The 14,180-nt window shown below is 71.2% G+C and carries 11 protein-coding genes, 1 pseudogene and 1 riboswitch; of the genes and pseudogenes, 5 read left to right on the forward strand and 7 right to left on the reverse strand.

Features of this window, described 5'->3' with window-relative positions; translation table 11 throughout:
- Positions 1 to 1,011: pseudogene (locus ACRDTB_RS24610) on the forward strand (hypothetical protein); the annotation flags it as partial.
- 42 nt (positions 1,012 to 1,053) lie between these two features.
- Here ACRDTB_RS24610 and ACRDTB_RS24615 read toward each other — a convergent pair.
- Positions 1,054 to 2,730 carry a fatty acyl-AMP ligase gene (locus tag ACRDTB_RS24615; protein ID WP_431433958.1) on the reverse strand — a complete coding sequence of 559 codons (1,677 nt, stop codon included), beginning with the start codon at positions 2,728 to 2,730 and terminating at the stop codon, positions 1,054 to 1,056.
- 94 nt (positions 2,731 to 2,824) lie between these two features.
- Between ACRDTB_RS24615 and ACRDTB_RS24620 the strand changes: the two genes are divergently transcribed.
- Positions 2,825 to 3,961 (forward strand): hypothetical protein, encoded by a 1,137-nt coding sequence (locus ACRDTB_RS24620; protein WP_431433960.1) that lies wholly within the window; start codon positions 2,825 to 2,827, stop codon positions 3,959 to 3,961.
- 14 nt (positions 3,962 to 3,975) lie between these two features.
- On the opposite strand, the gene ACRDTB_RS24625 is transcribed toward ACRDTB_RS24620, so the two are convergent.
- On the reverse strand, positions 3,976 to 5,748 hold the full coding sequence (locus ACRDTB_RS24625; RefSeq protein ID WP_431433993.1) for an ABC-F family ATP-binding cassette domain-containing protein: 1,773 nt from the start codon (positions 5,746 to 5,748) through the stop codon (positions 3,976 to 3,978).
- A gap of 216 nt (positions 5,749 to 5,964) precedes the next feature.
- Here ACRDTB_RS24625 and ACRDTB_RS24630 point away from each other — a divergent pair, with 216 nt between their 5' ends.
- Both ACRDTB_RS24630 and ACRDTB_RS24635 read left to right on the forward strand, forming a co-directional pair.
- Positions 5,965 to 6,765, forward strand: coding sequence for a DUF5753 domain-containing protein (locus tag ACRDTB_RS24630; protein ID WP_431433962.1), 801 nt, complete (start codon positions 5,965 to 5,967; stop codon positions 6,763 to 6,765).
- A gap of 24 nt (positions 6,766 to 6,789) precedes the next feature.
- Positions 6,790 to 6,999: a DUF397 domain-containing protein gene (locus tag ACRDTB_RS24635; protein ID WP_431433995.1), complete on the forward strand. Its 210-nt coding sequence runs from the start codon at positions 6,790 to 6,792 to the stop codon at positions 6,997 to 6,999.
- On the opposite strand, the gene ACRDTB_RS24640 is transcribed toward ACRDTB_RS24635, so the two are convergent.
- The gene (locus ACRDTB_RS24640) at positions 6,953 to 7,915 is read right to left on the reverse strand and encodes a 4-(cytidine 5'-diphospho)-2-C-methyl-D-erythritol kinase (protein WP_431433964.1); all 963 of its coding nucleotides are present in this window, start codon (positions 7,913 to 7,915) and stop codon (positions 6,953 to 6,955) included. The two genes, ACRDTB_RS24635 and ACRDTB_RS24640, sit on opposite strands and share 47 nt — an antisense overlap.
- A gap of 235 nt (positions 7,916 to 8,150) precedes the next feature.
- On the opposite strand from ACRDTB_RS24640, the gene ACRDTB_RS24645 reads away from it, so the two are divergent.
- On the forward strand, positions 8,151 to 9,152 hold the full coding sequence (locus ACRDTB_RS24645) for a hypothetical protein (RefSeq protein ID WP_431433966.1): 1,002 nt from the start codon (positions 8,151 to 8,153) through the stop codon (positions 9,150 to 9,152).
- A gap of 36 nt (positions 9,153 to 9,188) precedes the next feature.
- Here the strand turns inward: ACRDTB_RS24645 and ACRDTB_RS24650 are convergent, their stop codons facing one another.
- From ACRDTB_RS24650 to ACRDTB_RS24665, 4 genes are all read right to left on the reverse strand, one after another.
- Positions 9,189 to 10,196 carry a methionine ABC transporter ATP-binding protein gene (locus ACRDTB_RS24650; protein ID WP_431433967.1) on the reverse strand — a complete coding sequence of 336 codons (1,008 nt, stop codon included), beginning with the start codon at positions 10,194 to 10,196 and terminating at the stop codon, positions 9,189 to 9,191.
- 179 nt (positions 10,197 to 10,375) lie between these two features.
- Positions 10,376 to 10,465: riboswitch (SAM riboswitch) on the reverse strand.
- Positions 10,466 to 10,558: 93 nt separating this feature from the next.
- Entirely contained in the window at positions 10,559 to 11,419 is an 861-nt protein-coding gene (gene rsmA, locus ACRDTB_RS24655; protein WP_431433969.1) for a 16S rRNA (adenine(1518)-N(6)/adenine(1519)-N(6))-dimethyltransferase RsmA, read from the reverse strand.
- 84 nt (positions 11,420 to 11,503) lie between these two features.
- Positions 11,504 to 13,027, reverse strand: a complete 1,524-nt coding sequence (locus ACRDTB_RS24660) for a transglycosylase family protein (protein ID WP_431433970.1) — start codon at positions 13,025 to 13,027, stop codon at positions 11,504 to 11,506.
- A gap of 284 nt (positions 13,028 to 13,311) precedes the next feature.
- Complete coding sequence (locus ACRDTB_RS24665; RefSeq protein ID WP_431433972.1) at positions 13,312 to 14,157, reverse strand: TatD family hydrolase; 846 nt, start codon at positions 14,155 to 14,157, stop codon at positions 13,312 to 13,314.
- Positions 14,158 to 14,180 lie beyond the last annotated feature (23 nt).

Raw genomic sequence — 14,180 nt, forward strand, 5'->3', positions numbered from 1 at the left:
GGCGGGTGGCGTGCCCCCGGCCGGCCCCACCAGGCGCCGCCGGACTCGCCGGCCCCCGGGCGCCCCCCGGGCCGATTCGGCGACCAACGGGCCGCCGGCTACGACCGGTCCGGCGCGGCACCGACTGGGCACCCCGCGCCGAGCCAGCCGACCCCACCCAGCGGTCAGCCGATGATGCCGCCCGGCGGCCACCTGACCTCGCACGGGCGGCCGGCCGCGCCCGGTCACGGGCAGCCGGCGACGCCTGGCGAGCGGCCATCCCCGGGCCGGCCGGCCCCCGGCTTCGACGCGCGAGGAACCATGCCGGGCGCCGGCGGTGCGCATCCGGCCGGTAGCGAGCCGGGTGAACAGCCCACCCCACGTCGCCGCCCCACCCCGGCCGACGGGCAACAAGCCGCCACACCGGCCGAACCCATCCCACGCCGACGTGCCACCCGGGCTCGCCAGCGGCTGGGCAACTACGCCAGCAAACCAACCGCCACACCGACCGAACAGCCCGACGCACCACCGATCCCACGCCGACGTCCCTCCCGGGCGGGCAAGCCACCGGCCGCCTTCGCCGGTGAGCCGGACGCCGTGCCGGGCGCACCGGTGGGGACGCCTCCACGCGAACACCCGGCCGGGCACACGGCTCCGGGCGGGCCCACAGGTACGGGCGAGCGCCCCGGCGGACCGGCCGGCGAGACGGGCGAGGCTGGCGAGACGGCTGACGCCGCCAGCGACCAGCGGTCCGGAGCATCGGGCATGGAGGTGTGGCAGGACTCCGACGTCCTCGCCCTTCCGCTACCGCCCGCGCCGCCCGGCGAGCGTGGTTACCGGCCCGGGGACGTCGAGCGGCTCGTCAAGCTACTGGCCACCGCCATGAGCGACGACGAGGAAGGGCTGCGGCCCGACGACCTCGCCAAGCTCAAGCTCTCCCGCACCTTCTTCATCGGGCAGGGCTACCACACCGGCGCGGTCGAAGCACTCCGCGCGGCCTGGGTCAACGAGCTTCGCCGCCGGGAGCTGTGAGGCACGGCGCTGTCAGGCACGGCGCTGTGGAAACACCGCCGCTCACCCGTCGGTGGACTTCAAGCGCGCCGCCACCTGCTCGCCTGCCGCCGCCCGGCGAAGCTTGCCCGACGGGGTCTTGGGCAGGGTGCCCGGCGGCAGGACCTCCACGGCCACCGGGCGGGCGTTGACGGCCTCGAACACCCGCGCCCCGACCTGCTTGCGCAGTACGCGAACCGCCGCCGGGTCGTCGGCCTTCCGGGACTCCACCACCACCGCGAAGCGCTCCCGGCGCGTGCCGGCGTCCAGGCGGACGGCTACCGCGTTGCCCGCGCGCACACCCTCCACAGTGGACGCCGCGCGCTCGATGTCGGTCGGGTAGATGTTGCGGCCAGCCAGGATGATCACGTCCTTCGCGCGGCCACAGATGACGATCTCACCGTCCACGATGTACCCGAGGTCGCCCGTGGCGAGCCAGCCGGATGCGTCCTGCGTCGCCAGCGGGCCGTCGACGGTCAGGTAGCCGGGCGTAATCGCGGCGCCGCGGATGTGGATCTCCCCCACCTCGCGCTCGCCGCGGACCTCGCCCGTCGACTGGTCGACGATGCGGGCCTCGAAGCCCGGCAACGGCTTGCCCAGCAACGCGAACGAGCGCACCGACGGCGAGCCAGAGGGCGACACCGGCACCGCCCGCTGGCCGGACTCGAGAGCCTCGGCGTCGATGTAGTCCAGGCGCAGCCCGGTGAACGGGGGCGGGAACGAGATCGCGAGCGTGCCCTCGGCCATCCCGTACGCCGGGAACACGCACTCGGGCCGCAGGCCGAACCGCGCGCCGGAGTCGGTGAACATCCGCACGGCCTTCTCGTCGATCGGCTCGGCACCGTTGAGCGCCAGCCGCATCGACGACAGGTCGTATGCGTCGTCATCGTCCACACCGGACATACGGCGGCCGAGCAGCGCGTACGCGAAGTTCGGGGCGGCCGTGATCGTGGCGCGATACTTGGAGATGAGTTCGGCCCACAGCAGCGGGCCGGTCAGGAAGTCGGCCGGGGTGACCTTCACTAGCTCGATGCCCATGGTCATCGGCGTCGTGTAGAAGCCGACCATGCCCATGTCGTGGAACATCGGCAGCCACGACACCATGGTGTCCGAGTCGGGGTCGAGCTCGGCGCACGCCGCCATGTCCGTGATGTTCGACAGCAGGTTCCCGTGCGTGATCCGCACCGCCTTGGGCTCCGCCGTCGACCCCGAGGTCAGCTGCAGCAGTGCCGGCGCGGACTCGTCGACCTCGACCACCTCGGCCAGCGGCGTGCCGTTCGCCAGGTCGGTCATCAGCTGGTAGCCGATGCCGTGCTCGTCGAGGACCGGCGCCAGCTGGTCGAACGGCGCACCCAGCAGCACGAGCTTCGAGCTGATCATGTTCAGCACGCGCACGGTATCCTCGGCCCACATCGCGAGGTCAGACCGCGGGGTCGGCTGATGCAGCATCGTGACACTGCCGCCGGCCAACCACACCGCCTGCACGGCCGGCCCGATCGTGGAGGGCTCCGCCGCGAGCACCGCCACCGCGTCGTGGCGCGCCATGCCTCTCGACACCAGCGCGCCGGCCATCGCCCGCGCCTGCTCGTGCACCTGCGCCCACGTGGTACGCACGGCCTCCCGGGGTTCGCCCGTGGTGACGCCGCGAAGCCGACCGCCCGCATTGGCCGTGGCGATCAGCGTGTCGACAAACTGGCTCATGACCAGAACCCTAACGGTGCTCGCTGACCAGGTGCCGTCGTGGCCGATGTGGTTGGGTGCCAGACAGCACTCGAGATCACGGGGGTCTGAGGTCATGGCACTGCATACTCGCTGGAAGCTACTCGCGGTGATCGCGGCCGGCGTCGTTCTGGTCGGCGGACTGCTGCTATGGCTCAACCGCCCGTCCCTCGGCCCGTTCACCGGCTTTCCCGACGGCACCGAGGCGATGGGCGACGACGAGGGCGACACGGAGGTCGGGGAGTCCACGGGTGATTCCCTCGACGACGTCGAGCTCGGCGACGTCAATGCCATGGTGGCGACACCGGACGGCCGGCTCGGCGTCTGGGGCTCCGGGTGGGGCCTGGTTGCCGACGCCGATGGAGTCGTACGTTTCGGTACCGACACCGACGAGCACGTGCGGCTGGTTCCCGGCCCGGACGACGGTGCCTACCTGGTCTCCGTGTGCGATCTCGAACGGGTCGACGCCGACGGCCGGCGAACCCGTCTCGTCCCGCGAGAGGAGCTGTGTCCGGTCGACGAGTGGGCGGAAATCTATGGCGAGTCGGGCGCCGCACGCACCTTCGAGAAGATCGGGCCGATCGTGGACCTCGACGTGAGTTCCGATGGCGCGCTCTATCTCGCGGACGCGGCGGGCAATCGCATCCTCCGCTACGCCGACGAACGGTTGGAGACCATCGCCGGCTCGGGCGGATGGACCCGAGACATCGAGGATGGCGGCAAGGCACTGGACGCGGATTTCAAGCCCGAGAGGATCGCGGTCGGCCCGGACGGCCGAGTCTTCCTGCTCGCCGGTCGTACCGAACAGGACGCGACCATGATCCTGTATCGGATCAACCCCGACGGAACCATCGAAGCCGTTGGTGGTGGCGGCTCGGCGGTACCCACCGACGGTGCCCGAGCAACCGAGGTCGAACTCCTCATGCCGACGGACATCGCCGCCGACGAGTCCGGCAACGTCTACGTCGGTCTCAACTGCTGCCCTGACGAAAGCGACGGCTTCCGGGGTGCCGTCAAGATCGCGCCGAACGGAACGCTCGACGTCATGTTCGAGTCCGGGTTGGACGCACCCGAGGACTATCAGGAACAAGATCCGTTCATCGACGGAATGGCCGCCAACGACGAGCACCTGTTCGCCTTCCTGGCGGCCAGTGCCAAAGAGAGCGAGTACCACGGCAAGGTCGTCCGCATTCCCATGGGCAACGGCGACTGAGGAGCCAACGGTGGCTACTCCGTGACTTCGGCGATCTCCAGCCACCGCTCCTCCACGGTCACCTTCTCGGCGAGCACCTCCCGCAGCTCGGCGTCCAGCGCCAGCAACCGCGCCGCGTCGGTGGCCGCGTCGGCCAGCGCGGCGTGCAGGTCCGCCTCGCGCGCGGTCAGCGCGTCCAGCCGCCGCTCCAGCCGGGCCAGGTCCTTACGCGCGGCCCGCTGCTCGGCCGACGCCGACACCGACCGCGAGGCCGGAATCGGTGCGGGAGAACGGCGAGCGGCCCCGCGACGGGCGAGGTAGTCGTCGATGCCGCCGGGCAGGTGCGTGACCGAGCCGGCCGTCTTGTCGTCCGCGAGCAGCGCGTACACCGAGTCGCACACGCGCTCGACCAGGTACCGGTCGTGCGAGACGACCACGAGCGTGCCCGGCCAGCCGTCGAGCAGGTCCTCCAGCTGCTGCAACGTGTCGATGTCCAGGTCGTTCGTCGGCTCGTCGAGCAGCAGCACGTTCGGCTCGGCCATCAGCAGCCGGGCCAGCTGCAGCCGCCGCCGCTCGCCGCCGGACAGGTCCGCCACCGGTGTCCACTGACGCGCGGCCGGGAACCCGAACCGCTCGGCCAGCTGCGACGCCGACAGCTCCTGGCGGCCAAGCGTGACCCGGCGGGCGATCTCCTCGATCGCCTCCAGCACGCGCAGTGACCCGGGCAGGTCGTGCAGCTCCTGGCTCAGGTACGCCAGCCGCACGGTCTGCCCCTGGATCCGCTTGCCCGTGTCGGGTTCGAGGTCGCCCGCGAGCAACCGCAGCACCGTGGTCTTGCCCGAGCCGTTGACGCCGACAAGCCCGATCCGGTCGCCCGGCCCGAGCCGCCAGGTCAGCCCGTCCACGAGCGTCCGTGACCCCAACGTGACGAAGGCGTCCTCCAGTTCCAACACGGTCCGGCCGAGCCGCCGCTTGGCGAACGCGAGAAGCTCGACCGAGTCACGCGGCGGCGGCACGTCGGAGATCAGCGCCTCGGCCGCCTCGATCCGGTAGCGCGGCTTGGACGTCCGCGCGGGCGGGCCGCGGCGCAGCCACGCGAGCTCCTTGCGGGCGAGGTTGCGCCGCTTCTCCTCCAGGCTCGCGGCGAGCCGGGCGCGCTCGGCGCGGGCGAACACCCAGTCCGCGTAGCCGCCCTCGTACTGCTCGACCCGGCCGCCCACGACCTCCCACGTGTTCGTGGCGACCGTGTCGAGGAACCAGCGATCGTGCGTGACGACCACGAGTGCCGTGCCACGGGCGAGCAGGTGGTCGGCGAGCCAGCGGACGCCCTCGACGTCGAGGTGGTTGGTCGGCTCGTCGAGGATCAGCAGGTCCAGCTCGGGCACGAGCGCGGCGGCCAGCGCCACGCGGCGCCGCTCGCCACCGGACATCGTCGCCACCGGCGCGTCGACGCCGAGCGCGGTGATGCCCAGCCCGCCGAGGATCGCGCGCGCCCGTGGGTCGGCCGCCCACTCGTGCTCGGCCGTGATGCCCAGCGGGTCGAGCACGGCGTGCCGCACGGTCGAGCCCTCGGGCAGCTCGGTGCGCTGCGTGACGACGGCCTGACGCAGATCGCGGGCGCGGCTGACCCGCCCGGAGTCCGGCGGCACGATGCCGGCCAGCAGCTCCAGCAGTGTGGTCTTGCCGCCGCCGTTGAGTCCGACGACGCCGATCCGGTCGCCCGCGCCCACGCCGAGGGACACGCCGTCCAGCAGCGGCCGCATGCCGTAGCTCTTGGACACGGCTTCGAGGTTGACGAGGTTGACCATGACGAGCCCAACGGTACCGAGCGCGGGCGCCATGCCAGGAAGGCGTCCTTCCTGGCGCTGAGCGTCCGGAAGGCGTCCTTCCTGGCAGTGCAGGCCGGGCGGGTCGCGGGTGGGTGGAAATCCCAGCCCCGGGCGTTCCAGATGACAACATCGTGCTCATCCGAACACGAAAGGTAATCAGTGGTGGGTCAGCATCGGAGCCCGACACTGCGGCGAGTGCGCCTGGCGCGCCGGCTGCGGCGCATGCGGGAAGACAAGGGTTTGCGGCTGGAGGAGGCCGCGCGCCTGCTCGACAAGACGAGGAGCGGTCTGCACCGGATCGAGAGCGCGGGGTCGCGAGCGGACGTGCACTTCGTCCGCTCGGCCATGGACATCTATGACCACTACGACCCGGACCTCGTCGAGCTGGCCCGCGACGCGGCCAAGCCAGGCTGGTGGCGCAAGTTCGGCATCGACGATCGCGGCTTCATCCCGATGGAGACCGAGGCGGCAACCGAGCTGGAACTCAGCCTGGTGCACATCCCGGGCCTGCTTCAGACCGAGGACTACATGCGAGCCGTATTCGCAGCCGGGCCGGCGGCGATTGCCGGGGGCCGGCGGCAACACACCGGACCTCGGCTGCACCGTCAGCGGCGACTCACCGACGAGGAGGCCCCACTGGAGCTGGTCTCGATCATCGACGAATCGGCGCTTCGCAAGAACGTGGGTGGTCCCGAGGTGATGCGCGAGCAGTTGCGCCATCTCGTCCGGCAGTCCGAGTTGCCTTCGGTCACCCTCCAGGTGATGCCGAACCGGCACGGCGCACACGTTGGCATGGAAGGCGAGTTCGTCGTGCTCCACTTCATCGAGCCAGAGGATCCCGATCTGCTCTACTTCGCCTACATCACGGGAGCCGTTCACGTCGAGAAACCGGAGGAGGTCGCGGCGGCTAAAGTGGCATTCGACCATCTGCGGTCGATCGCACTGAACCCGAGTGAATCGGTGGCCTTCGTCGAGCAGGTGGCGAACCAGCTCTAGACGGAGGGACAGCCAGTGTCCATTATGGACTTCACTGGAGCGAGGTGGCAGAAGAGCAGCCGCAGCGGTGGCGGCGGCAACGACGCCTGTGTCGAGATCGCTTTTGCCGATTCCGTCGTGGGCGTGCGGGATTCCAAGGATCGGGGCGGTGCGCCGCTCGTGTTCTCCCCCGCCGCGTGGCAGCGGTTCAGGCGTGCACCTGAGGCGGGGTCGGGCGCTGCTCCTCGTCACTGACCACCCGGGCGCCGGGGACCGGGCCGTGCACGACGCGGACCGTGCGGCACACGCCGGCGCCCGAGAGCTCCGCGGCGACCTTGACCGCGTCGTCGGCGCTCGCGCACAGGAACGCGCACGTCGGGCCCGAGCCGGAGACCATGCCGGCGAGCGCGCCCGCGTCGACGCCGGCACGCAGCGTCCTGCGCAGTCCCGGGCGTAGCGACACGGCCGCGGCCTGGAGGTCGTTGGCCAGCAGCAGGGCGAGCTGGCGCGGATCGCCCGACGCGAGCGCCTCGAGGACCGGCTCGACCTGCCCGGCGCGGGGTGGGTCGCCGGTCTCGCGCAGCCGGTCCAGCTCGGCGTAGACCTTGGGCGTGGCGAGGCCGCCGCGGGCGAACGCGACCACCCAGTGGAAGGTGTGCCGGGTCAGCACGGGCACGATCTGCTCGCCGCGGCCGGTGCCGAGGGCGGTGCCGCCATGGAGCATGAACGGCACGTCGCTGCCGAGCGTGGCGGCGACGTGCGCGAGCTCGTCGCGGCCCATCTCCAGCTTCCACAGGCCCGCGAGCCCGACGAGCGTGGCGGCCGCGTCCGCGCTGCCGCCGGCCATACCGCCGGACACGGGGATGTTCTTGCGGATCAGCACGCGGATCTTGTGCTCCTCCGCGCTGCGGTCCACGCGCCGGGCCAGCTCCTGCACCGCGCGCCACGCGAGGTTCGCGCCGTCGGTGGGCACCGCGGACGCGCCCTCGCCACGGACCTCGACGCCCGGCTCGTCGGCGACCGCCACGGTGACCTCGTCGGTGAGCGAGAGTGACTGGAAGACGGTGGAGAGCTCGTGGAAGCCGTCCTTGCGCACAGCGCCGACCGCGAGGTGCAGGTTCACCTTGGACGGCACGCGGACGGTCACCGGACGCGGGACGACAGCGAGCACGCCCTCAGCCTACGGCCACCCGCCCCCCGGCCCGCCCAGCCCAACCCCCTCCGCCCGGCCCCCGCCCGGCCCCCGCCCGGCCCCGCCCGGCCCCGCCCGGCCGGCCCGCCCGGCCGGCCTGCACTGCCTGGAAGGACGCCTTCCTGACGTTGAGCGTCTGTAAGGCGTCCTTCCTGGCCATCCCCAACTCGGCGAGCTGTCCACAGGTCGACGAGCGGAGGTCGCGCGGCCGGCGATGCGCACCGACGATGTCGCCATGCACAGGGGTGGATGGGCCAAGCGGCGTGACGAGCTCCTCGTCGCGAGCCGCGATGGTGCGATCAAGGCGGCGACTCTCGTCTCGCTCGGGGTGCCGGAGCGGACCGTTTACCGACGGTGCGTTCCCGGTGGACCGTGGCGACGACTCCTGCCTGGCGTCGTCTTGTTGTCGGATGCGGCACCAACGTGGCGGCAACAGGTGTCGGCGGCGCTGCTATACGGCGGTCCCGATGCGATCGTGACCGGCGTAGAGGCCTGTCGTCGTCATGGGTTGGTCAACGTGCCCGACGAACGGCGCGTTCACCTGTTGGTGCCGCACGGACGAAAGGTGCACGGGAGCGACTACGTCATCGTCGAACGCACGGTACGGATGCCCGAGTCGGTTACCCGCCATGATGTTCCGGTCGCGCCACTCGATCGGGCGGTGCTGGACACTTGCCGGCGACTCAGGGCTGTCGAGCCGGTGAGCGCGCTGGTCAGCGAGGCGGTGCAGCGTGGCCGCGTTCGGCCCGGTTGGTTGAGGTATGAGATGGAGCGAGGCAGCAGGCGGGGCACCGCTGTGGTGCGGGAGGTGCTGAAGGACATCGAGGGCGGCGCCCGGTCGATCGCCGAGGCCGACGCGATGCGGGTCTGGGCGCGCACGGGATTGCCAACACTCGAATGGAACGTGGTGTTGCGTTGCCCGGACGGGCGGTACATCGCCACTCCCGACGGCTGGGCGGATGAGGTCGGGATGGCCTGGGAGATCGACTCGTTCGCGTTTCACTTCTCCCGCGACGACTATGCCAGAACCGTTGCGCGGAACTCCCGTTACGCCGCGGCTGGAGTGGTCGTCGTGCAGACTCTGCCGACACGGCTGCGATCCGAGCCCGACGCGGTCACCGCCGAGCTACGTGCTGCGTACCGCGCGGCGGCCGCCCGTCCACGCCCTGCGGGGCTACGCCTGGAAGGACGCCATCCGGACGTTGAGTGTCCGTAAGGCGTCCTTCCAGGCCCTGCCGGCCCGTCCGCCGCGTCAGGCCGCTACCACCCCGCGCGGGCCCCGGGCGAGCTGGCGGACCGCGCCGCCGCGCTCGGCGAGCCAGCCGAGTGCGGAGTCGGTCCGCTCACCGGACAGGCCGACCCGGAAGCGCGCGACCGGGGTCTCACCGATGCGGGTCACGCCGCCACCGATCACGGAGATGTCCGTGCCGAACCGGCTGGTGGCCTCGGGCAGCAGTGAGCCGATCGCCGCGAAGCCGATGAGCACGACGTCCGCGACGCGCGGGTAGTCGCCGCGCGCGTCGGGGTCGATGGCCGGCAGCACGGCCTGGGCGACCAGGCTGTCCGGGTCGCGGATCAGCTCCAGGATCCGGCCGCTCTCCAGCAGCCGGCCGTGCTCCAGGACGGCGACGTCGTCGGCGATGCGGCGGACCACGCTGGTGTCCTGGGTGGCGACGAGCACCGTGACGCCGAGCTCCGCACGGGCCCGGTCGAGCACGGCGAGCACACCGGCGGCGCCGTCCTCGTCGAGGTCGGCGGTCGGGTCGTCGGCGAGCACGACGGCCGGGTCGCCGACGAGCGCGCGGGCCACGGCGACGCGCTGGCGCTGGCCCGGGCTGAGCTCCGCGGGGTAGGTGGCGGCCTGGCGGGTGAGGCCGATGAGGTCGAGCACCCTGCCGACCCGCTCGCGGCGCTTCGGGCCGTCCATGCCGGCCTGCTCCAGCGGCAGCGCGACATTGCCGGCGGCGGTGCGCTGGGCGAGCAGCGAGCCGCCGGAGGGGACGACGCCGATCCGCGAGCGGGCGAGGCGCAGGGTGCGCTCGTCGAGGGTGCCGGTGTTGAGCCCGTCGAGGCGGAACACGCCGCTGTCCGGGCGCTCGCGCAGCGACAGCACCCGGGCGAGGGTGGACTTGCCGGCTCCCGCGGGGCCGACGACGCCGGCGATCACGCCGGTCGGAACGTCGAGGGTGACGTCGTCGAGGGCCACGACCGAGCCCGACGTACTTCGGAAGGACTTGCTGAGGTTCTCCAAGGTGATCACGATGTGCTCCAGTCCAGGCGCGATGACCGCTCGTGTGAAGCGGTGGGTTGCGTGTTCGGTCTGCCCGGGTTCGGGCGATGGTGGGGCGTCAGCTGGTAGAAGTCAGCGACGACAACCCGTGACCGTGCGCCGGCACTGGTCGATGACCCGCCTGGTGGTCAGCATGACCATCTCTCACTCCTCCATCGATCCTGGCGGTAGCACCTGCCCGCGGTGGGTGGTTGCTGCGGCGTCTCGGAGCCAGGTCTCTCGGCCGCTCGGGATGGAATTCCTCTGTAGTCAACCTGACGAACCCCGCCAAGTGCAACCGTCACGACGGCCATACCTGGTCAGATATCTGCCAAGTCACAGTCAGCGTAGGGTCACCGCGCGGCGGCGGCCACGACCGTCGAGAAGTCGTCCACCGTGAGTCGTTCGCCTCGCGAGCCCGGATCGATGCCGGCCGCGGTGAGCAGCTCGGCGGCCCGCTCGGCGGACCCGGCCCAGCCGGCGAGCGCGGCCCGCAGCGTCTTGCGGCGCTGGGCGAAGGCGGCGTCGACGAGCCGGAAGACCTCTTTCCTGTTCGCCCGTGGCTCGTCGTGGCGTTCGAGCAGGACGAGCGCGGAGTCGACGTTGGGCACGGGCCAGAAGACCGTGCGCGGGACCGTGGCGACCCGTTTCGCGGTGGCGTACCAGGCGATCTTGACACTGGGAACGCCGTAGACCTTCGAGCCGGGGCCGGCTGCCATCCGGTCGGCGACCTCGGCCTGGACCATGACGAGCGCCTTGTTCAGGGTCGGCAGCTCGGCGAGCAGGTGCAGGACGACGGGGACGGAGACGTTGTAGGGCAGGTTGGCGACGAGGGCGGTCGGCTTCTCGGGGAACCGGTCGGCGCTGATCCGGACGGCGTCGTCCTCGATGACGTGCAGCCTGCCGCTCAGTCCGGGTGCGCGTCGTTCGACCGTACGCGGGAGCTGCCCGGCGAGGACGGGGTCGACCTCGACGGCGTGCACGGCGCGGCAGGCGGGCAGCAGGGCGAGGGTGAGCGAGCCGAGCCCCGGGCCCACTTCGACCACGACGTCGTCCGGCGTGAGCCGCGCGGCGGCCACGGTGCGGCGGACGGTGTTGGGGTCGTGCACGAAGTTCTGGCCGAGCTTCTTGGTGGGTCGGATGCCGAGGTCGGCGGCCAGGCGCCGGACGTCGGCCGGGCCGAGCAGGGCGCTGTCCCCGTCACGGTCACTCACTTCGAGGAGCCTAGACGGGCCCGGACAGGGGCCGAGCCCGGACTCGGGGAGGCGAGTCCGGGCTCGGGGTGTCCAAAAAGGAATCTACGTGGGCAGGCCAAGCTTGGAGGAGCAGGCGGGCCAGGCACCGTAGCCGCCGCGGTCGTCGCGGACCTTGGTGGCGATCGCGATCTGCTGCTCGCGGGTCGCCTGGTGCGGCAGCGGGGCGTACTGGTCGCCGCCGTTCGAGAGCCACGTGCTCTGGTCGAACTGTAGGCCACCGTAGTAGCCGTTGCCCGTGTTGATCGCCCAGTCGCCGCCGGACTCGCACTCCGCGAGCTGGTCCCAGACCGCGCCATCGGAGATCACCGGCTGCGGCGGCTCCTTCGTGCCGACCCGGACGACCTTCGCCTTCGGCTGCTTGGTGATCTTCGAGCCGATCTCGACCCGGGCCATCTCCTCGCCGTTCTTCACCGTGAGCCGGTAGGTCGCGATCCGCTCGCCCGGCGCGCCCGGGTCGAGCACGACCTCGGTGCCCTCCAACGCGTTCGGGTCCTCGACCTCCTGCACCGGAGGCTTGACCTTCTCCGTCCGGTTCACCACGGTCACGCCGTTACGGGTGATCCGCACCTCGGCACCGTCGGTGACCTTCAGGTTCCCGCGAGGCGTGATCCTGTCGTCGGGGCCCAGCTTGAGCTCGAGCTCCTTGACCAGCTCGTCGACCGTCACCGCCGTGGTCTGCAGCGCCTTCGGCTTGTTGCCGCCGTCGAACAGCGTGATGTTCTTGAGGGTCTTGATCTCCAGCGCCATGCCGTTCAGCGGCACCTCGCTGTCCATCCCCGCCGACATCCACGCGCCCTCGGCGGACAGGTTGATCTGCTTCAACGCGTCCTCGACGGTGGTCGCGCGCACCCAGAAATCGCGCTTCTCGCCGTCGATGGTCAGGTGGAGCTGGCGCCCGCGCTGCAGGACGATCGTGCCGCCGTCGTCGATGCTGGCGGCCGGCGACGGGGACAGCGAGTCGTGCGAGCCGACGTTGAGGCCCTCGTTCTCCAGCACCTCGCCGACCGTGTCGGCGTAGGTGTTGACCTGGTGAGCCTGGCCGTCGACGTCGACCGTGACCGACTTGTTCATCGCGATCGCCGCGGCACCGCCGCCGATCAGCGAGACCAGGATCGAGGCGATCGTCGCCTTGAGGACCGACTTCTTCCACCGCTTGACGCCGGTCGCGACCTCGGGCGGAACCTCGTCCTCGGTCATCGGCAGCGCGCGGACCCGATCGCCGGACAGCGCGTCCGGGATGATCGGCAGGACGGTGGTCTCGGCGTTGATCAGCTGGATGAGCTCGTCGACGTCGACGTTCGCGTACGCCATCAGCTCGTCGGCCTGCGGGCCGAGCGCCGTGCGCACGTCGTTCGGCGTGATGGTCAGCGAGCCCGAGTAGCCGTCGAGGCCCGAACCACCGAAGTCGTCGTAGAAGTCGGGGAACTCCGAGCGCCACACGCGGAAGTCCTCATCCAGGACCGCGGTGCTGGCCGCGGCGCGGGCGTTGACCGGGGTGAACCAGTCGGTGTCCGCGAAGCCGCTGCCCGTAGAACCGCCGAAATCGCCGGATCTGTTTCCGCTCACAGAGTCGATACCTCCAGAAGGCCGTGGCCGAGCCCAACTACTGCGCGGCCGACGCGCTTCGTTCCGTTACGACATTCCCTCGGCCGTCGGCCATCCCATGACCGTCTCGAAGACGGCCGCCCCGACGTACCTTGGCCTAGCCTTGGGCACCGGAACGGTTTTGTCCCGGCTACGGTCACGGGACAGTAACGGTGACTGGCAGGTTGCGCAAACATCGCGTGGCGAGTCGTGATGCCGGTCACTCCACCGATGGAGCAGCGCCAATCGCCCGTTCATCGCAGTGATCACGAGTCGTAGCCACCGAAATCACCATGGGTAGCATCCGACAGGCCGAAGATCCGCTCCGCGTTGGAATTTACGGCCGCACACAGCTCGGCCAGATCCAAAGCCGTGAACTGCGCAATGTCCATGATCGTGTACGCAGCGCCGTGCGGCTCGTTGGGCCGCCCGCGAAACGGGTGGGGCGTCAGGAAGGGCGCGTCGGTCTCCACCAACAACTGGTAAGTGGGAACGTCGGCCACGGCCTCACGAAGTGCCCGCGCATTGCGAAATGTCACGGTTCCGGCGAACGACAGCACGTACCCGCGTGCCACGCATCGCCGCGCGAACTCGGCATCGCCGGAGAAGCAGTGGAACACCACCGTCTCCGGCGGCCCCTCCTCCTCGAGGACCCGGTAGATGTCCTCGTGCGCGTCCCGGTCGTGGATCATCAGCGGCTTGCCGACCCGCTTCGCGAGGTCGATGTGCCAGCGGAACGCCTCCTGCTGCGCCGCCGGGGGCGAGTAGTCCCAGTAGTAGTCCAGCCCGGTCTCGCCGACGGCCACCACGCGCGGCTCGCGGGCCAGCTCCTCGACCGCGGCGCGATCCGCGTCCGAGAACGCCGCCGTGCGCGTCGGATGGACCGCCACGGCGGCGAACACCCGCGGGTCCCACGTCGCGGCCGCAGCGGCCCACTGAGCGGCTGCCAGGTCGTCGCCAACCGTGACGACCCGGCCCACGCCCACGGCGGCGGCGCGGTCGACCATCGCGGTCACGTCGGCCGCGTCCTTGGCCCCGCACGCGTCCAGGTGCGTGTGGGCGTCCACGATCGGCCCGGGGAGCGGCGGCGCGGGCGGCAGCGGCTGTCTCATGGTTCGCTTCGCTCAGTCGCTAA

It is taken from the genome of Actinophytocola sp., from assembly GCF_050699935.1.
Taxonomy (GTDB): Bacteria; Actinomycetota; Actinomycetes; order Mycobacteriales; family Pseudonocardiaceae; genus Actinophytocola.

Bases quoted from the DNA above. Each gene is read 5' to 3' on its own strand.
- ACRDTB_RS24620 (WP_431433960.1), top strand. From the start codon at position 2,825: ATGGCACTGCATACTCGCTGGAAGCTACTCGCGGTGATCGCGGCCGGC.
- ACRDTB_RS24635 (WP_431433995.1), top strand. From the start codon at position 6,790: ATGGACTTCACTGGAGCGAGGTGGCAGAAGAGCAGCCGCAGCGGTGGC.
- ACRDTB_RS24665 (WP_431433972.1), bottom strand. From the start codon at position 14,157: ATGAGACAGCCGCTGCCGCCCGCGCCGCCGCTCCCCGGGCCGATCGTG.
- ACRDTB_RS24625 (WP_431433993.1), bottom strand. From the start codon at position 5,748: ATGGTCAACCTCGTCAACCTCGAAGCCGTGTCCAAGAGCTACGGCATG.
- ACRDTB_RS24645 (WP_431433966.1), top strand. From the start codon at position 8,151: ATGCGCACCGACGATGTCGCCATGCACAGGGGTGGATGGGCCAAGCGG.
- ACRDTB_RS24615 (WP_431433958.1), bottom strand. From the start codon at position 2,730: ATGAGCCAGTTTGTCGACACGCTGATCGCCACGGCCAATGCGGGCGGT.